Genomic DNA, 17,540 nt, shown 5'->3' on the forward strand with positions numbered 1-17,540 from the left:
GGGGACGAGGCGCCGGTCCGTCCACCGCGGGCCCGTGAGGACGCCGTCCTGGCACGCGGGCGCGGCTCTCTACCGTGACCCGGACACCTGCACGGACGTCGCCTGGAGGAGCCGTGGCCCACCCCGTCGCCGACCCGGTCGGGAGGAGCGCGCTGCGCAAGGTCGCGTGGCGGCTGGTCCCCTTCCTCGGGCTGCTGTACTTCGTCAACTACCTCGACCGCACCAACATCGGCTTCGCCAAGCTCACGATGAGCGAGGACCTCGGGCTCACCGAGACGATGTTCGGCCTGGCCTCGGGGCTGTTCTTCATCGGCTACCTGTTCTTCGAGGTGCCGAGCAACCTGGCGCTGCACCGCTTCGGCGCCCGCCGGTGGATCGCCCGGATCATGGTGAGCTGGGGCGTCGTCGCCGGCGCGATGGCCTTCGTGCAGTCGGCCGGCTGGCTCTACGCGCTGCGGGTGCTGCTCGGCATCGCCGAGGCCGGCTTCTTCCCGGGCGTGCTGCTCTACCTGACCTGGTGGCTGCCGCGCGCCCAGCGGGTGCAGCTGATCGGCGCCTTCCTGGTCGCCGTCCCGCTCTCCTCGGCGCTCGGTGCGCCGCTGTCGGGCGCGGTCATCCAGTACGGCGACGGGCTGTTCGGCCTGGCCGGCTGGCGGGTGATGTTCCTCGTCGAGGGGCTGCCCGCGCTGCTGCTCGGCGTCGCCTGCTGGTTCTACCTGACCGACCGCCCCGAGGACGCTCGCTGGCTCACCGCCGACGAGCGCGGCTGGCTGGCCCGGACGATCGCCGCCGAGGGCGAGACGTCCGGGCCGCGGGAGGCCTCGCCCTGGCGGGCCATGGCCAACGTGCGGGTGGTCGGGCTGGGCCTGGTCTACTTCGGCGTCGTCTACGGCCTCTACGCCGTCTCCTTCTTCCTGCCCACCGTGGTGGCCGGCTTCGCCGAGCGCTTCGACGCCGAGTACACGATCTTCGAGACCGGGGCGATCGTCGCGGTGCCCTTCCTGGCCGGGGCCGTGGCGATGGTGCTGTGGAGCCGACACTCCGACCGCACCGACGAACGCCGCTGGCACCTGGCGCTGCCCGCGGCGCTGGGCGGGGTGACCATCCCGGTGGCGCTCTACCTCGACTCGCCGTTCACCGTCATGGCCGTCATCACGCTGACGGCAGTCGGCATCTGCTGCGCGCTGCCGGTGTTCTGGCACTTCCCGCCGCTGTTCCTCGCCGGCGCCGGGGCGGCCACGGGCATCGCGCTGATCAACTCGCTGGGCAACACCGCGGGCTTCGCCGCCCCGTACATCACCGGGTGGATCTCCGACGCCACCGGCAGCATCCGCCCGGCGCTGTGGCTGGTCGGCGTCGCCATGCTGCTCGCCGCCGCCGGGGCGCTGCTGCTGTCGCGGCGCCGGGCACCTGCGGCGGCGGGCGAACGCGACACGGTGCTCGGCTGAGCGCCGGTGCCCGACCCGGTCGCGGTGCTTCACTGGGGCCCGTGACACAGGCTCCCGCGCTGCGGTCCGGCGTCGTCGCCGCGCTGCTCGACGCACTGCCCGCCGACCGCGTGCTGACCGACGGCGACGTCGTCGGCTCCTTCGTGCACGACGAGGCGGAGTGGGCGCCGCACGGGACCCCGGCGGCCGTGGTCCGGCCCCGGTCCACCGCCGAGGTGCAGGCCGTCGTCCGGGCCTGCCTGGAGCACCGGACGCCGCTGGTCCCCCGCGGCGCCGGCACCGGGCTGTCCGGCGGCGCCAACGCCGTCGACGGCTGCGTCGTGCTCTCCACCGAGCACATGCGGGCGATCGTCGCGATCGACCCCGTCGAGCGCTACGCCGTCGTGCAGCCCGGCGTGGTCAACGACGACCTGCGCGCCGCCTGTGCCGAGCGGGGTCTCTGGTACCCGCCCGACCCGGCCAGCTCCCCGTGGTCGACCATCGGCGGCAACGTCGCCACCAACGCCGGCGGCGTGTGCTGCGTGAAGTACGGCGTCACCCGCGACTACGTGCTCGAGCTCGAGGTGGTCAACGGCCTCGGCGAGGTCGTGCGGCTCGGCCGCCGGACCGCCAAGGGCGTCGTCGGCTACGACATGGTCGGGCTGGTGGTCGGCTCGGAGGGCACCCTGGGCGTGGTCACCGAGGTGACGGTGCGGCTGCGCCCGGCGCGGGCACCCGAGCGCACCGTCGTCGGCTACTTCGACTCCGTGGTCGACGCCGGCCGCGCGGTCGAGGCGCTCGGCGCGGCGGGGGTGACGCCCTCGGCGCTGGAGCTGGTCGACCGGCACTGCCTGGCCGCCGTCGACGAGTGGAAGAACATGGGCTTGTCGGTCGACGCCGCCGTGGTGCTGCTCGGCCGCACCGACGCACCCGGGCCGGCCGGCGATGCCGAGGCCGACGCGATGCTGCGCAGCTTCGAGCTCGGCGGGGCCACGTGGGCCGCGGCGTCCACCGACCCGGCCGAGGCCGAGGCGCTGTTCGCCGCGCGCCGGCTGGCCTACCCGGCGTTGGAGCGGCTGGGCCCGCTGCTGACCGAGGACGTGTGCGTGCCCAAGGCCGCCGTCCCGGAGATGCTCGCCCGCATCGAGGCCGCCGCCGTCCGCAACGACGTGCTCATCGCCAACATCGCGCACGCCGGCGACGGCAACCTGCACCCGCTGCTCATCACCCCGCCCGGCGACGCCGAGGCGCGGGCCCGGGCGCAGGTCGCGTTCGGCGAGATCATGCGCGACGCCGTGGCGCTGGGCGGGACGGTGACCGGCGAGCACGGCGTCGGCCTGCTCAAGCGGGACGGGCTGGCGATCGAGCTGTCGCCCGAGGTCGTGGCGATGCAGCGCGCGGTCAAGGCCGCGCTCGACCCGCACGGCATCCTCAACCCCGGGAAGGTGTTCCCCGACGGGGTGCCGGCGTGAGCGCCGACGACTTCTCCGAGCACGTCGAGGTCACCCGCCCCCGGGGCCGGGTCGTGCACGCGTGGCGCCGGCCCGGCGGCACGCGGCCGGTGCTGGCGGTCCACGGCATCAGCAGCACCTCGCGGCTGTGGACCTGGCTGCTCGCCGAGGACCCCGACGTCGACCTGGTCGCCGCCGACCTCAGCGGCCGGGGGCGGTCGGACCCGCGGTCGGACGCCTCCACCCTCGCCGGGCACGTCGCCGACCAGCTCGCCGTGCTCGACGCGCTCGGGCTGGAGGCCGTCGACGTCCTCGGCATGTCGCTGGGCGGCTTCGTCGCCGTGCAGCTCGCGGCCACCGCACCGGAGCGGGTGCGCAGCCTGACGCTGCTCGACGGCGGGCCACCGATGGTGCGCCGGCCCACGAGCCGCGAGCAGCTGGAGGCGGCCGTCGCCGACCGGATCGCCCGGCTGGGCACCGACTGGCCCGACCTGGCGGGCTACGTCGACGTCGTCGTCGCGAACACCGCGCCGCTGCTCGACCCCGCCGACCCGCACCTGGCCACCTGCCTGGCGCACGACCTGGACCGGGGCCGCGACGGCGGCCGGGTGCGGCTGGACGGCCGGGCGCTGGTCGACGACGCCGCCGACGTCTTCCTCACCGACGCCGCCGCCGACGCGCTGGCCCGGCTGTCGGTGCCCACGCGGCTGCTGTACGCCGAGTGGAGCGTCGGCGCCGGGTCGACGCCGGCCTACACCGACGACGAGGTGGCCGCGGTGGTGGCGGCGTCCGGCGGCCTGCTGACAGCCGAGCTGCTGGCCGGCCACGACCACGCGGGCGTCGTGATGAGCACCTCGGGGGCAGCGGCCTCGGCCCGGGCACTGCGCCGGTCGCTGGCGGCCACCGGCTGAGCCGGCTCAGCCGGTGGCCGCACCCGCGGCCGGCCGGGGGGACGGGAGGTCCAGGGGCGCGGCGAGCAGGCGGCGCAGCGCGGCTCCCCGCTCCCCCATCGCCGTCTCGAGCCCGGCCAGCACGGTGCCGGCGTCGGCGGTGAGCTTGCGTCCGGTGGCGGTGCGGCGCACCAGCCGGCCGCGCCGGCGCGACGGGTCGGCGGCCACCTCGAGCAGCCCGAGCCGCACCAGCCCGGCCACCAGGTCCTGCGCGGCCTGCCGCGTGCTGCCCAGCCGGCGGGCCAGCTCGGCGGGCGGCGTGCCGTCGGCGTCGAGGAAGGCGAAGACCAGCGACTGCGCACCCGACAGGCGCGGCCAGCCGTGCGCCACCAGCTCCTCGCGCAGGACCGCGTCGAGCTGACGGCTGGCCATCAGCAGCAGGGCGGCCAGGGGCGGCTCCAGCAGGGCGGCCAGGGGCGGCTCTCCCCTCTGCACGCCGCCAGGCTAGCTGACACCCTCGTCCTGTCAGGGGGCCTGACGGCGAGGGAGGGACGGCGTGATGGACGGGGTGGCGGGCCGCGGGCGGCCGGACACACCAGTGGTCCTCCCGGGCGAGCGGTGACCGTCCTCGTGGTCGGCGCCAGCGGCACCGTCGGCAGCGAGGTCGTGCGCCGCCTGGCCAGGCGGCGCTTCGCCGTCCGGGCCGGCGCACGCCATCCGCTGCGGGCGGCCGCCGTCCTGCCGCCCGGCGTGCCGGTGGCCCGGCTGGACCTGGAGGACCCCGCGACCTGGCCGGCGACCCTCGCCGGCGTCCGGCGGCTGTTCCTGCTGCGCCCACCCGACGTGGCGCGGGCCGCGCGGCTGCAGCCGTTCCTCGACGCCGTCGTCGCCGCGGGCGTGGAGCACGTGGTGCTGCTGTCGGTGCAGGGCGCCGACCGCAACCCGCTGCTGCCGCACCGGGCGCTCGAGCGGCGGGTGGAGGCGACCGGCCTGAGCTGGACGCACCTGCGGCCGGCGTACCTCCTGTCCAACCTGCTCACCGTGCACCGGGCCGAGATCCGCGACCGCTCGGAGATCACGGTGCCGGCCGGTGAGGGGCGCACCGCCGTCGTCGACGTCGGGGACCTCGCCGAGGTCGCGGTGCTGACGCTGACCGGCCCCGGTCACGAGGGCCTCGCCTACGAGCTGACCGGCTCGGAGGCGCCCACCTGGTCCGAGGTCGCCGCCACGCTGTCGGCCGTGCTCGGCCGGCCGGTGGTCTACCGGCACCCCGGCGCCCTCGCCTTCCTGCGGCACGCGCGTCGCACGGGCACCCCGGCCGGGCCGGCCGCCGTCATGACCGTCCTCCACACGGCCACGCGGCTGCGGCTGGCCGATCGGACCAGCGGCGACCTGGGACGGCTGCTCGGCCGCTCCCCCACGACCCTGCGCCAGTTCGCCGAGGCCCACGCCCACGCCTGGTCCTGATCGGCGCGCCGGCGGGCCGTCCTCCCGGTTACGGTCCCGTGCGTGGCCGACCTCTCCCGCACCGCCCGCCTCGACGTCCTCGTCGAGGGCTACGCCCGGCTGCCCCACGTCGCCGGCACGGTGAGCCTGGTCCGCGACGCCGGCCGGGTGGTCGTCGTCGACCCCGGCATGGTGGCCGACCGGGAGCTGATCCTGCGGCCGCTGCGCGAGCTCGGCGTCGCGCCCGAGGACGTCACCGACGTCGTCCTCAGCCACCACCACCTCGACCACACGCTCAACGTGGCGCTGTTCCCGGTGGTCCCGGTGCACGACTTCCAGTCGGTCATCGAGGGGGACGTGTTCACCCGGCGGGCCGCCGACGGGGTCGAGATCACCCCGTCGGTGCGGCTGCTGGCCACGCCGGGGCACACCCCGCAGGACGTCACGACGCTGGTGGGCACGGCCGACGACGTCGTCGCGCTCACCCACCTGTGGTGGACCGGCGAGGGTCCCGCCGACGACCCCTACGCCCCTGACCGCGACGAGCTGCGCCGCCAGCGGGAGCGGGTGCTGGAGACCGCCACCCTCGTCGTCCCCGGTCACGGCCCGGCGTTCCGCCCGGGAGCCGGCACGCCCCGCTGACCCGGCCGGTCGGGGACGCCGCGGTGGCCGCCGGCCCGCATGCTGACCGGGTGACCCCCGACCTGGTGACCCCCGACCTGCAGCGCTTCGTCGACGCCCAGTCCGGCACCTACGACCGCGCCCTCGCGGAGTTGCGGGCGGGGCGCAAGAGCAGCCACTGGATGTGGTTCGTCTTCCCGCAGGTCGCCGGGCTCGGCCGCAGCGCCACCGCCCAGCACTACGCGATCCGCGACCTGGACGAGGCCCGCGCCTACCTCGCGCACCCGGTGCTCGGCCCGCGCCTGCTCGAGAGCGCCCGGGCGCTGACCGGGCTGCCCGGGTCCGACCCGGTGCCGGTCCTCGGCCCGGTGGACGCGCTGAAGCTCCGCTCGTCGATGACGCTGTTCGCGCACGCCGACCCGGACGAGCCGGTGTTCCGCGCCGTTCTCCAGCAGTACTTCGGCGGCGCGGAGGACGACGCGACGACGTCCCGGCTGTAGGTCCCCCGCGCACCGTCGTGCTCTGCCCACAGGTGTGGGCAGAGCACGACGGTGCGCGGGCGGACACCCTGCCCGGCGCGCGGCGGCGGTCGGTGTCGGCGAGGCTGACCACCGTGAGCGACGACAAGGGATCCGGGTACGTCACCGGCGGCCGGGAGTACAGCCGCGACACCAACTACATCACCGACCGGATCACCGCCGACGGGTCGAGCCCCTGGCCGGTCGAGGCCGACCGGTACCGGCTGGTCATCGCCCGCGCCTGCCCGTGGGCCAACCGCGCGGCGATCGTGCGGCGTCTGCTCGGCCTGGAGCCGGTGCTCTCGATGGGCATCTGCGGGCCCACCCACGACGAGCGCAGCTGGACCTTCGACCTCGACCCCGGCGGCCGTGACCCGGTGCTCGGCTACGAGCGGCTGCAGGAGGCCTTCCTCGCCCGCGACCCGCAGTACCCGCGGGGCATCACCGTGCCGGCGATGATCGACGTCCCGACGAAGGCCGTCGTCACCAACGACTTCATGCAGATGACCCTCGACTTCTCCACCCAGTGGACGGCGCACCACCGCGACGGCGCCCCCGACCTCTACCCCGGGCACCTGCGGGACGAGATGGACGAGGTCATGCAGCGCGTGTACACCGAGGTCAACAACGGGGTGTACCGGTGCGGCTTCGCCGGCTCCCAGCGCGCCTACGACCAGGCCTACGAGCGGCTGTGGACGGCGCTGGACTGGCTGGAGGAGCGCTTGTCGACGCGGCGGTTCCTCATGGGCGACACGATCACCGAGGCCGACGTCCGGCTGTTCACCACGCTGGCCCGCTTCGACGCCGTCTACCACGGCCACTTCAAGTGCAACCGGCAGAAGCTGACCGAGATGCCGGCGCTGTGGGGCTATGCGCGCGACCTGTTCCAGACGCCGGGGTTCGGCGACACCACCGATTTCCCGCAGATCAAGGAGCACTACTACGTCGTCCACGCCGACATCAACCCGACGCAGGTCATCCCGATGGGCCCGGACACCTCGGCCTGGCTGACCCCGCACGGCCGCGAGGGGCTCGGCGGTTCCCCGTTCGGCGACGGCACCCCGCCCGGACCGGTGGCACCGGGTGAGGAGGTGCCCGCCTCGCACGGGCCCGGCGGCATCGGCCACCGACCCGACGAGGAGCGGCAGCACTGAGAGGGCCCTCCTGCAGGGCCGCCGAGCGGCTCACCTCCTCCGACGCCGTGGTCGCGATCGCGATCACCCTGCCGGCGCCCGACGGCGACACCAGCGGGGCCGTGCTGCGGTCGCTGGCCGACGACCGCTTCGAGTACCTGACGTTCCTGGTCGGCTCCCTCGTCATCGGGGCGCACTGAGCGGCGTACCACCGTGTGTTCCGCTGCCTGGTCGGCGTGGGGCGCGGGCTCGTGCCGCTGAGTCCGGCCTGGCTGCTGCTCGTGGTGTTCGCCGCGACGGTGACCGTGGCCGCGCGGCAGGGCTCGTTCGCGCCGGCGACGCCCGCCTCGGTGGTGCGGCCGCCGTGGCTCCGGCGCCGCTGACGGCACCGCGCCCGGTCTCCCGCGCGTCGGGTGCGGAGCCGGACGACGGAGGCGGCGCCGTGTCAGGAGCGCCGCCCCCGTCGTCCTCTCGGATGGGCCGGGAGGTCAGGGGTCCCCGCGCGGCAGTGGCCACAGCGCCTGGTACCCCCATCCCCGATACCTCCCCGCCCGGTGGCCCCGGCCCAGCCGAGGCCGGGTCGAGGTCACGCCAGGGAGGCGTGCACCACCGACCGGGATGCGGGGAGTGGACGGTGCGCTCCCTCCGCGACGGCCGCGTGCACGCCGGGGGGAGGTCAGTCGGGGGAGAACCCGGGGTCGGACAGCGTGGGGCCCACCGGGTCGTGGACCGGCGCCCCGACGAGGACCGCGCCCGCAGCGGAGCGCGGCAGGCCGTAGTCGAAGACCGCGGCGAGAGCCGCGAGCGGCGTCGACGACGACGAGGTGAGCGTGGGCGGGCCGGTCGGAACCGGCGCAGCGGGTGTCGGCGTCGGGCCGGGAGGCACGGGTGCCGGTAGCGGCGGTGCGGCGGCGGCCGGCGGCGCAGCGGACGGAGCGGGAGCTCGGACGCCGGTCCTGCCGGTCCGGCCGGTCTCGTGGTGCAGCAGCTCGACCGCGGCGGCCTCGACGGCCGGGAGGACGGGGACGGTCGCCCCGGCACACGGGGCGCCGATGCCGACCGCCGCGAGCCCCGGCGTGGCCGTCGGGGTCGCCTGCACGACCGCGGGCTGGGTGGCGGGGACGGCCGTCGGCGTGGTCGCGACGACGGGCGCGGAGGAAGAGGTCTCCTCGGCCACCTCGGCGGCCACCTCCTCGGCCGCCGGCTCCTCGGCCACCGACTCCTCGGCCGCCGGCTCCGCGACCACCGGCTCCGCGACCACCGGCTCCGCGACCACCGGCTCCTCGGCTGCGGACTCCTCGGCCACCGACTCCTCCGCCACCGGCTGCTCGACCGGCTGCACGGCCTCGAGCACCGTGGGCTCGACCTCTGCTGCCGACTCGGTCGCTGGAGCCGGGGTGTCCGTCTCCGACTCGGGCACGACGTCGGCCTCCGGGACCACCGTGTCGACGACCGGCCCCGCAGCGTCGCGATCGGGGACGACCTCCGCCACCGGCTCGGCGACCGGGTCTGCCACCTCAGCCACTGGCTCGGTGATGGGACTGACCACGTCGGTCACCGGCTCGATCACCGAGGTCACGACCTCAGCCACCGGCTCGGTAACCGGCTGGACGCCTCCGATGGGAGGGCCAGACACCGGTCCGACGACCTCGGTCACCGGCTCACCCCCTCCTGTCACCGGCTCGGTGACAGGAGTCGACGGCTCGATGACGGGCTCGACCACCGGGCTCACCGGCTCGACGACCTCAGTCGCCGGCTCGACCACGGGCTCCACCGCAGGTCCGGCCACCGGCCTCACCGGCTCGACGACCTCAGCCACCGGCTCCGTCACCGGCTCGACCACGGGCTCGGCAGCCTCGGTCACCGGCTCGACGACGGGCTCGGCGACCGGCTCGACCACCTCGCTCACCGGCTCAGCCACGGGCTCGGTGACCTCGACCACCGGCTCGACAACCCCAGTCAGCGGCTCGGCGACGGGGAGCGCCGGCTCGAGCACAGGATCGGCGCCCTCGGTCACCGGGTCGACCACCTCGGCCACCGGCTCGACCACGGGCTCGACCACGGGCTCGACCACCGGCTGGACACCCTCGGTCGACGGCTCGACCACCGGTTCGACGACCTCGGTCACCGGCTCGGTCACCTCGGTCACCGGCTCGGTCACCTCGGTCACCGGCCCGACGACCTCAGTCACGGGCTCGGTCACCTCGGTCACCGGCTCAGCGACCTCCGTCACCGGTTCAACGACCTCAGGCACCGGCTCAGCCACGGGCTCAGCGGGCTCGGTCACCGGCTCGGTCACCTCGGTCACCGGCTCCACCACGGGCTCAGCGACCTCCGTCACCGGCTCGGCAACGGGAGGCGCCGGCTGGAGCGCAGGCTCAGGGACCTCAGTCACCGGCTCGACCACCTCGGTCACCGGCTCGACCGCGGGCTCGGGGACCTCGGCCACCGGCGGGGCGACCGGGGGCACCACCTCGGCCACCGGCGGGGCGACCGGGGGCACCACCTCGGCCACCGGCGGGGCGACCGGGGGCACCACCTCGGCCACCGGCGGGGCGACCGGGGTCACCACCTCGGCCACCGGCTCGATGACGTCGGCGACAGGGTCGACCGCGTCGGCCGGCGACTCCGTCACGACGGCTGGGGCTGCGGGGACCGTCGTCGTCGACGCGACCACCTCGGCCGGGTCGACGTCCGGGGCAGGAGCGGAGCCGGCGTCGACCACCCCGCCGACCGCGCCCAGCGGGCCGTCGTCGGCGCGAGCGGCCCCGGAGACGACCAGGAGGACGGCATACAGGCAGGTCACCAGGCCGGCGAGCAGGAGGATCCGGTGCAGCCAGGAGGAATCCACCGCGCGCTGCGCGGCCGGCCGTGCCGAGTTCCTCCCGTGCACGGACCCAGGCTAGGGCGGAGACGGCCGCCACGCCCAGCGAAACTGAAACGTCTGGACCCGGTCAGACCAGGCGCACCCGCAATCGGCGGAAACCACGGCCCTTGTTCTCCATCTTGACCACCTCGACGCGGCCGACCATCGCCGTCGAGGCCACGTGCGTCCCACCGTCGGCCTGCAGGTCGAGGCCGACGATGTCGACGATCCGCACCCGCTCGATGTCGGGTGGCAGCAGGTCCGTCGCCGTCCGGATGAGGTCGGGGATGGCGTAGGCCTCCTCGCGCGGGAGCGTCCGCACCTCGATCGGCCGGTCGGCGGCGATCTCGGCGTTGACGGCCTCGGCCACCCGGTCCTTGAAGTCGGGCGGCACCTCGGCGAGGTCGAAGTCCATGCGGGCGACCAGGGGCTCCATGTTGCCGCCGGTGACCTTCGCGCCGAAGTCCCGGAGGACGACGCCGGTGAGGACGTGCAGCCCCGAGTGCGTGCGCATCAGTGCGGTGCGCCGCTCGTCGTCGAGGGCCCCGCGGACGGCGGTGCCCGGCGGCGGCAGCGGGTCGCCCTCGACCGGGACGAGGTACAGCTCGTCACCCCTGCGCGTCCCGGCGATGCGGGTGCGCACCCCGCCCCACAGCAGCACGCCCTCGTCCGGCGGCTGACCTCCGCCTCCCGGGTAGAAGGCCGAGCGGTCCAGCACGATGCCCTGCTCGGGGTCGGCTGCCACCACGGTCGCGTCCCACTCGCGGACGGTGGCGTCGGCGAGGTCGAGGCGGCGGGTGTGGCCGTGCGCGTCACTGCTCACGACCCGCATGCTGCTCCGCCGGGGGTCGTGGCGGGACCCCGGGTCGGGCCGCCGGTCGGGTGGTCACCAGCGCGGCGGCCTCCGGCGGCGGGCCGGTCAGCTCCCAGCCTCCTCCCACGCCGGGAAGGCGCCCGGGTCGACCTCCGGGTGGAACTGCACGCCCGGGTGCCGGCCGTGGGTGAACGCCTGCACCGCCCGGTCGGTGCGGGTCACCTCCACCCCGCCCGGCGGCACGGTGCACCGGTCGCCGTGGTGCTCGAACCACGGCCCGGCCGGCACGAGGGAGGGGTCGGCGGTCTCGACGTCGAGGAAGCCGTGCTCGCCGGCCGGCGCCTCCAGCGCCGGGCGCAGGCTGCCGACCAGCCGGTGTCGCACGAGGGGTCGGCGTCGTGCACGAGGACGAGGGCGGTTCCCATGCCCTCCGGTACCGGCAGGTGGTGCGTGCGCCCTTCCCCCGGCGAGCCGTCACGAGGACGCTGTCTGGCGCGACGGTGCCGCGTGGGCGCCGCCGTCCCGAGGGAGGAACGGGATGTACGCACGTTCGACCACCATCAACGGCACGCCCGCGAGGATCGACGACGGCATCGCCTACGTCTGCGACGAGGTCATGCCCGTCGTCACCGAGATGCCGGGCTGCGTGGGGCTGTCGATGCTGGCCGACCGGGACACCGGCCGGAGCATCATCACCTCGTCGTGGCACGACGCCGACGCCATGCGGTCCAGCGCCGAGGGTGTGCGCGGCATCCGCGACCGGGCCGCGGAGGTCTTCGACGGTCAGCTCCAGGTGCAGGAGTGGGAGGTCGCGGTCATGCACCGGCGCTCGGAGTCGCCGTCGGGCGCGAGCACGCGGGTGACCTGGTTCCGGTGCGACCCCGCCGACGTGGACCGGGTCCTCGACGCCTACCGCGCCGTCATGGTGCCGCGGATGGAGAACTACTCGGGTTTCTGCAGCGTGAGCCTGATGGTCGACGGCGCGCAGGGCATGGCCGCCTCCGCGGTCACGTTCGAGGACCGAGAGTGCATGGAGGCCAGCCGGATGCACGCCCGCGCCAGCCGCGACGACTTCGCCCGGCTCATGCGGATCGCGATCACCGACACCGAGGAGTTCGAGCTGGTGCTCGCGCACCTGCGGGTGCCCGAGACGGTCTGAGGGCGGCCCTCCTCCGCCTCCCGGACGCGGGAGGCGGAGGAGGCGGTGACGTGCCGGGACGCCCTCCCTGCAGGGGCCCGCCGCGAGCGTGCGAGCGGTGGAGGGCCGGCGGCCCCGTCCCGAGGCTCGTCCCGAGCCTGCGAGGGATGAGGACGCGGTCCTGTGATCAGACGACGCGGGTCAGCGCCGGCCAGAGGTCGTCGCCCCCGCCGGCGAGCAGGCCGGCACCCAGCGCCCGCGACCACACCAGCTCGCTGCCGCCCTCGTCCCGCCAGGACCAGCAGCGGCGGGTGAGGTGGTGCAGCCGGTGCTCCTGGGTGAAGCCGATCGCGCCGTGCACCTGGTGGGCGAGCTTGGCCACCACCTCGACGGCGGCACCGGCGCGCACCTTGGCCGCCGCGGCGGCCAGGACCGCGGTGTCCTCCCCGCGGTCGAGCGCCTGGACGGCCGCGTCGACCAGCGCCGCGGTCGCGGTGACCTCGCCGGCCATCTGCGCCAGCTCCAGCTGGATGGCCTGGAACCTGCCCAGCGGCCGGCCGAACTGCACGCGCTCGCCGGCGTACTGCACCGTCCAGGCCAGCACCTGCTCGAGGGCGGCGGAGATCTGCAGCGCCCGCGCCAGCGCGTAGCGGGCGCGCACCAGCCCGGCCTGCGCCGGGCTCAGCAGCGCCCCGGGCACGCCGACGCCGTCGAGCACCAGCGACCCCCGCGGCTCGCCGGCCAGGTTGACCGCGCGCGAGGCCGCCAGGTCGGCGGCGTCCACGACGGCGAGCACCTCGCCCTCGATGCCCGCGGGCGGCCGGGCCAGCACGGCGACGTGCCGGGCCACACCGGCCCACGGGACGTCGACGGCCGTGCCGGTGAGGGTGAACCGGCCCGGGCCGTCGCCGTCGTCGGACGGCTCGGCGGTGAGCGCGCCGTCGACCGCGACGGTCAGCGGCTCCTCCGGCGAGGGCAGGTCGAGGTCGCCGACCAGCAGCGCGGGTGCGGCCACGAGCAGCTGCTCGGCCACCGGCACCGCCCCGGCGCCGGCCGCGAGGGTGCGGACGACGGCGACGGCGTCGGCGAGCTCACCGCCGGAGCCGCCGGCCTCCTCGGGCAGCCCCACCCCGGTCAGCCCGGCCTCGGCCAGGTCGGCCCACAGGCCCGCGTCCCACGGCTGCTCGGCGGTGAGCACGAACGGCTCGTGCCCGGCGAGGATCTCCCGGACGGTCTCGACCACCAGGTCCTGGTCGGATGCCATCAGCGCAGCCCCAGCCCTCGCGCCACGATCCCGCGCAGGATCTCGTTGGTCCCGCCCCGCAGCGTGTAGCCCGGTGCGTGCAGCTGCGCCTCGGCCAGCGCCCGGCCCAGCGGGTCGGGGCTGTCCAGCGACGCGGGGACGTCGGCCACCCGGCGCACCTCGTCGACGACGTCCTGCTCGAACGTCGTCCCCACGTCCTTGACCAGCGCCGCCGGGATGTCGGGCAGCTCGCCGCGGTCCAGGGCCGCGGCGATGCGCAGCGACAGCTGGCGCAGCGCCAGCGCCCGTGACGACAGCCGGCCCAGCGTGGCCAGCTGCGCCGGGTCGCCGGAGTCCGCGGCGCGGCGGCCGAACTCGGCCAGCAGCGGCCAGGTCGAGAGGAACCGCTCCGGACCGGACCGCTCGAAGGCCAGCTCCGCGGTCACCTGGTGCCAGCCGGCGCCCTCGGTGCCCAGCAGCATGTCGCCGGGGACGACGACGTCGTCGAACACGACCTCGTTGAAGTGGTGGCCGCCGTCGAGGATGCGGATCGGGTTGATCGCGATGCCCGGCAGTGACAGGTCGATGAGCAGCTGGGTGAGCCCCTGGTGCTTGCCGCGCGGGCCCTCGCCGGGCGGGCCGGTGCGCACGAGCACGATCGCGTAGTGCGAGTGGTGGGCGTTGCTCGTCCAGACCTTGGCGCCGTTGACGACCCAGTCTCCGTCGGCGTTGCGGGCCGCGCGGGTGCGGATGGAGGCCAGGTCCGAACCGCTGTCGGGCTCGCTCATCCCGATGACGAAGTAGCACTCACCGGCGGCGATGCGCGGGAGGATGTCCTTGCGCTGCTCCTCGGTGCCGTAGCGCAGCAGGTTCGGTCCGGACTGCCGGTCGGCGATCCAGTGCGCGGCCACCGGAGCACCGGCGGCCAGCAGCTCCTCGGTGACGGCGTAGCGCTCCATCGCGGTGCGCTCGTGGCCGCCGTACTGCTTGGGCCAGGTCATGCCCAGCCAGCCGCGGGCGCCGAGCTTCCTCGAGAAGTCGGGGTCCACGCCGGACAGCCAGGTGTCCACGTGGGTGGTGAAGCTCCCGGCGGCCAGCTCCTCGGCCAGGAACTGCCGTACCTCCAGCCGGACCTGCTCGGCGGCCTCGGAGGGTGGCGCGGGCGCCAGGGTCAACTGGTTGCTGGTCATACCGGGTCCGTCCCCACGTCGGCGTGGCTGTTCTCCTGCCTCGGTTGTACAGGTCACCCCGGGGCCGGCGCCCGCAGGGGGACGACGTCAAGGGTCTCCCTCACCGTCGGGGCCATCGTCGGGGTCGCCGCCCGGCCGCACGTCGCGGGCCAGCTGCCGCAGCTCCCCGACCGCGTCGCCGACCGCCCCCGAGAGCCGGGTCAGCGCCCCCGACACCAGGCGGCGCACCGACGCCGGGTCCAGGCCGAGCACCAGCCCGAGGCCCGCGGCGACGTCGAGGCCCGGGAAGCCGGCCGGCGGCGCCTCCGGCTCGGCCCGCTCGGGGGACCAGCGCATCGCGTCGCCGGACACGGTGACGTCACCGCCGGCCCCGTCGAGCACGTCGGCCAGGTCGGCGGCGGGACCGCAGGCGCGGACAGGACCGGGCACGACAGCGGGCACGGCGGCGGGCACGGCGGCGGGCAGGGCGGTGAGCAGGGCGGGGTCGGCCTCCGGCTCCTCGGACGCGGCCGGCTCCTCGTGCGCGTCCGGGAGCCGGGTGAGCACCAGCAGCGCGACGTCGTCGGCCCGGCGCGGGCCGGTGAGCGCGGCGAGCAGCCGGTCGCAGAGCACGTCCGGGTCGGCCGGTTCCTCCCCCGCCGCCACCTCCTCGGCGGTGGCGCACAGCCGGTCGAGCCCGGCGTCGAGGTCGGCGGTGCGGCTCTCCACCAGCCCGTCGGTGAAGAGCACCAGCGAGGCACCGGCCGGCAGCCGGCCCGACCACTCCGGCGCCGGCCCGGGCGGTGCGCCGAGCGCCCGGCCGGGCACGACCGGCAGCAGCTGCGCGCGCCCGCCGGCCACCAGCAGCGGCGGCAGGTGGCCGGCCGAGGCGATCCGCAGCTCCCCGGTGCCCGGGCGCAGCGTGGCGAAGAGGGCGGTGGCCATCCGCGGCAGGCCGAGCAGCGGCCAGCTGTCGTGCAGCCGCTCGACCAGCGCCCCGGGGGCCGGCCGGTCGACCAGCAGCGCCCGGTGCACGCTGCGCAGCTGGCCCATCGTCGCGGCGGCGGTGACGTCGTGGCCGACGACGTCCCCCACGGCCAGCCCCACGTCGGTGCCGCCGGGCAGCGGGACGACGTCGTAGAAGTCCCCGCCGACGTCGGCGCCACGGCTGCCCGGCAGGTACCGCACCGCCAGCGCCAGCCCCGCCACCGCCGGGGGGTGCGGTGGCAGCAGGCTGCCCTGCAGGGCGTGGGAGGTCCGCGACTCCAGCTCGAAGCGCTGGGCGACGTCCATGCCCTGCGACATCTGCAGCGCCAGCTGCTCGGCGGTCTCGACGTCGGCCTCGCTGAAGCGGCCACGGCGCGAGTCGGCGCCGAGCGTGATGACCCCGAGCGGGCGGCCGTCGACCAGCAGCGGCACGCAGATGAGGTCGGTGAGCTCGAGCGCGCGGCTGACCGACAGGTGCTCCGGCGAGGTCGACATCCGCAGCAGCAGCCACTCGTCGACCCCGTGCGCCCAGACCGTGCGGCGCTCGACCATGGCCCGCACGCTCGGGTGGGTGCCGTCGCGGTGCGGCAGGTGCTGGTCGCGCAGCTGCTCGACCAAGTGCCGGCGGGCCGGGTCGGCGTGCGCCACCACCGGCTCGACCAGCCCGTGCTCGGTCACGAGGTCGATGACGCAGACGTCGGCGAGCCGGCCCACGGCCAGCTCGGCCAGGCGCTCGACGGTCTCGCCCACCTCCCGCGGCGCGGCCAGCAGCCGGGCGGCCTCGAGCAGGAACGCCGAGCGGGCGGCCTGCCGCAGGGTCTCCTCGTGCAGCCGGACGCGCTCGAGCGCCTGCCCGGCCTGCCGGCCCAGGGTGGCCAGCAGCTCGGCGTCGGCCGGCGACAGCGCGCCGCGGGTGCCCGGCTCGGTGAGGCTGATCAGCTCGCTGTCGTCGGTGACGCCGAGGACGAGGACCAGCGCGCCCAGGTGCCGGTCGTCGGCCGCCGAGACCGGGACGACGACGAGCGCCTCCTGCCCCGCCTCGGCCATGGTCGCGGCCAGCCCCGGCCAGCGCTCGCGCAGTTCCGGCCCGACCGGCGCCGCCCGCACCCCGCCGGTGCGCACCAGCTCCGCCCCGGCGGGCGCCGCCGTGGCCAGCTCGGTGAGCAGCTCGGGCGAGAGCCCGTCGGAGGCGGCGAGGGTCACCGGCACCGGCTGCCCCTCGACCCGCCCGCCGGGGACGGGGTCGGCCAGCCACAGCCCCGCGCCGGCGGCCTCGACCGCCGAGCGCGCACGGCGCACCACCACGTCGGCGACGCGCTCGGCCGAGCCCGCGGCGGCCAGCTCGGAGACCACCTGCTGCAGCGTCCGCGCGCGTGCCTCGGAGTCGGCCGCGGCCCGCTGCGCGGCCAGCAGCGCCCGCTCGTAGCGCCGCCGCGACGTGGCCTCGAAGACCGTGGCGCGCACCAGCACCGGCTGCCCCTCGGCGTCGCGCACCTCGACGGCGTTGACCAGGCAGGGCAGCACCGACCCGTCGGCGCGGACGACGTCGAGCGCCACCTCCCGCACGGCGCCCTGCAGCCGCAGCAGCGGCGCGAGGTGGGTCTCGTAGAACACCCGGCCGCCGGCGCTGAGCAGGTCGGGCAGCCGCCGGCCGCGCACGTCGTCGGGGTCGCGCCCGGTCCAGGCGCAGAAGGTGCCGTTGACCTTGACGACGCGGCCGTCGGGGACCATCGAGAGGTAGCCGCAGGGGGCGTTCTCGTAGAGGTCGGCCGGGTCCTCCTCGAGCAGCCGGGCCAGCCCCTCCGGCCGGTGGTCGCGCTCCGTGCGGTCCATCGCG

The 17,540-nt window shown here is 76.1% G+C and carries 17 protein-coding genes; 10 read left to right on the forward strand and 7 right to left on the reverse strand.

All coding sequences use genetic code 11. The annotated features are described in order from the left end of the window. The first annotated feature begins 113 nt into the window (after positions 1-113). The 3 genes from ACWIZO_RS25650 to ACWIZO_RS25660 are packed head-to-tail and all read left to right on the forward strand — an operon-like array spanning position 114 to position 3,789. Positions 114-1,448 (forward strand): MFS transporter, encoded by a 1,335-nt coding sequence (locus ACWIZO_RS25650; RefSeq protein ID WP_448640397.1) that lies wholly within the window; start codon positions 114-116, stop codon positions 1,446-1,448. 41 nt (positions 1,449-1,489) lie between these two features. Beyond that, positions 1,490-2,899 (forward strand): FAD-binding oxidoreductase, encoded by a 1,410-nt coding sequence (locus tag ACWIZO_RS25655; protein ID WP_448640398.1) that lies wholly within the window; start codon positions 1,490-1,492, stop codon positions 2,897-2,899. Then, a complete protein-coding gene (locus tag ACWIZO_RS25660; RefSeq protein WP_448640399.1) occupies positions 2,896-3,789 on the forward strand; it encodes an alpha/beta fold hydrolase in 894 nt (297 codons plus the stop codon). The genes ACWIZO_RS25655 and ACWIZO_RS25660 overlap by 4 nt, the downstream gene beginning before the upstream one ends. 6 nt (positions 3,790-3,795) lie before the next feature. On the opposite strand, the gene ACWIZO_RS25665 is transcribed toward ACWIZO_RS25660, so the two are convergent. Then, positions 3,796-4,263, reverse strand: a complete 468-nt coding sequence (locus ACWIZO_RS25665) for a MarR family transcriptional regulator (protein WP_448640400.1) — start codon at positions 4,261-4,263, stop codon at positions 3,796-3,798. A gap of 123 nt (positions 4,264-4,386) precedes the next feature. Here ACWIZO_RS25665 and ACWIZO_RS25670 point away from each other — a divergent pair, with 123 nt between their 5' ends. The 6 genes from ACWIZO_RS25670 to ACWIZO_RS25695 all read left to right on the forward strand — a co-directional run bounded on the left by ACWIZO_RS25670 (position 4,387) and on the right by ACWIZO_RS25695 (position 7,869). Beyond that, positions 4,387-5,235 carry an SDR family oxidoreductase gene (locus tag ACWIZO_RS25670; protein WP_448640401.1) on the forward strand — a complete coding sequence of 283 codons (849 nt, stop codon included), beginning with the start codon at positions 4,387-4,389 and terminating at the stop codon, positions 5,233-5,235. A 42-nt stretch (positions 5,236-5,277) separates the two neighbouring features. Next, positions 5,278-5,856 carry an MBL fold metallo-hydrolase gene (locus tag ACWIZO_RS25675; protein ID WP_448640402.1) on the forward strand — a complete coding sequence of 193 codons (579 nt, stop codon included), beginning with the start codon at positions 5,278-5,280 and terminating at the stop codon, positions 5,854-5,856. Positions 5,857-5,906: 50 nt separating this feature from the next. Further along, a complete protein-coding gene (locus tag ACWIZO_RS25680; RefSeq protein ID WP_448640403.1) occupies positions 5,907-6,335 on the forward strand; it encodes a DUF1810 domain-containing protein in 429 nt (142 codons plus the stop codon). 113 nt (positions 6,336-6,448) lie between these two features. Then, positions 6,449-7,507, forward strand: a complete 1,059-nt coding sequence (locus tag ACWIZO_RS25685) for a glutathione S-transferase family protein (protein WP_448640404.1) — start codon at positions 6,449-6,451, stop codon at positions 7,505-7,507. A gap of 47 nt (positions 7,508-7,554) precedes the next feature. Beyond that, entirely contained in the window at positions 7,555-7,686 is a 132-nt protein-coding gene (locus ACWIZO_RS25690; RefSeq protein ID WP_448640405.1) for a hypothetical protein, read from the forward strand. Between the two features lie 51 nt (positions 7,687-7,737). Continuing rightward, complete coding sequence (locus tag ACWIZO_RS25695) at positions 7,738-7,869, forward strand: hypothetical protein (protein ID WP_448640406.1); 132 nt, start codon at positions 7,738-7,740, stop codon at positions 7,867-7,869. A 293-nt stretch (positions 7,870-8,162) separates the two neighbouring features. Here the strand turns inward: ACWIZO_RS25695 and ACWIZO_RS25700 are convergent, their stop codons facing one another. The 3 genes from ACWIZO_RS25700 to ACWIZO_RS25710 all read right to left on the reverse strand — a co-directional run bounded on the left by ACWIZO_RS25700 (position 8,163) and on the right by ACWIZO_RS25710 (position 11,550). Further along, positions 8,163-10,379: a hypothetical protein gene (locus tag ACWIZO_RS25700; protein WP_448640407.1), complete on the reverse strand. Its 2,217-nt coding sequence runs from the start codon at positions 10,377-10,379 to the stop codon at positions 8,163-8,165. A gap of 61 nt (positions 10,380-10,440) precedes the next feature. Beyond that, a complete protein-coding gene (locus ACWIZO_RS25705; RefSeq protein WP_448640408.1) occupies positions 10,441-11,175 on the reverse strand; it encodes an alanyl-tRNA editing protein in 735 nt (244 codons plus the stop codon). A 96-nt stretch (positions 11,176-11,271) separates the two neighbouring features. Next, positions 11,272-11,550, reverse strand: coding sequence for a hypothetical protein (locus tag ACWIZO_RS25710; protein ID WP_448640409.1), 279 nt, complete (start codon positions 11,548-11,550; stop codon positions 11,272-11,274). Between the two features lie 154 nt (positions 11,551-11,704). Between ACWIZO_RS25710 and ACWIZO_RS25715 the strand changes: the two genes are divergently transcribed. Beyond that, the gene (locus ACWIZO_RS25715) at positions 11,705-12,325 is read left to right on the forward strand and encodes a hypothetical protein (RefSeq protein ID WP_448640410.1); all 621 of its coding nucleotides are present in this window, start codon (positions 11,705-11,707) and stop codon (positions 12,323-12,325) included. A gap of 166 nt (positions 12,326-12,491) precedes the next feature. On the opposite strand, the gene ACWIZO_RS25720 is transcribed toward ACWIZO_RS25715, so the two are convergent. The 3 genes from ACWIZO_RS25720 to ACWIZO_RS25730 all read right to left on the reverse strand — a co-directional run bounded on the left by ACWIZO_RS25720 (position 12,492) and on the right by ACWIZO_RS25730 (position 17,536). Beyond that, positions 12,492-13,568 (reverse strand): acyl-CoA dehydrogenase family protein, encoded by a 1,077-nt coding sequence (locus tag ACWIZO_RS25720; RefSeq protein WP_448640411.1) that lies wholly within the window; start codon positions 13,566-13,568, stop codon positions 12,492-12,494. Then, complete coding sequence (locus ACWIZO_RS25725) at positions 13,568-14,737, reverse strand: acyl-CoA dehydrogenase family protein (RefSeq protein WP_448640412.1); 1,170 nt, start codon at positions 14,735-14,737, stop codon at positions 13,568-13,570. The genes ACWIZO_RS25720 and ACWIZO_RS25725 overlap by 1 nt, the downstream gene beginning before the upstream one ends. Positions 14,738-14,824: 87 nt before the next feature. Further along, positions 14,825-17,536: a SpoIIE family protein phosphatase gene (locus ACWIZO_RS25730; protein ID WP_448640413.1), complete on the reverse strand. Its 2,712-nt coding sequence runs from the start codon at positions 17,534-17,536 to the stop codon at positions 14,825-14,827. Between the last annotated feature and the right edge of the window lie 4 nt (positions 17,537-17,540).

It is taken from the genome of Geodermatophilus sp. URMC 63, assembly GCF_053502565.1.

Bases quoted from the DNA above. Each gene is read 5' to 3' on its own strand.
- ACWIZO_RS25715 (WP_448640410.1), top strand. From the start codon at position 11,705: ATGTACGCACGTTCGACCACCATCAACGGCACGCCCGCGAGGATCGAC.
- ACWIZO_RS25720 (WP_448640411.1), bottom strand. From the start codon at position 13,568: ATGGCATCCGACCAGGACCTGGTGGTCGAGACCGTCCGGGAGATCCTC.
- ACWIZO_RS25725 (WP_448640412.1), bottom strand. From the start codon at position 14,737: ATGACCAGCAACCAGTTGACCCTGGCGCCCGCGCCACCCTCCGAGGCC.
- ACWIZO_RS25730 (WP_448640413.1), bottom strand. From the start codon at position 17,536: ATGGACCGCACGGAGCGCGACCACCGGCCGGAGGGGCTGGCCCGGCTG.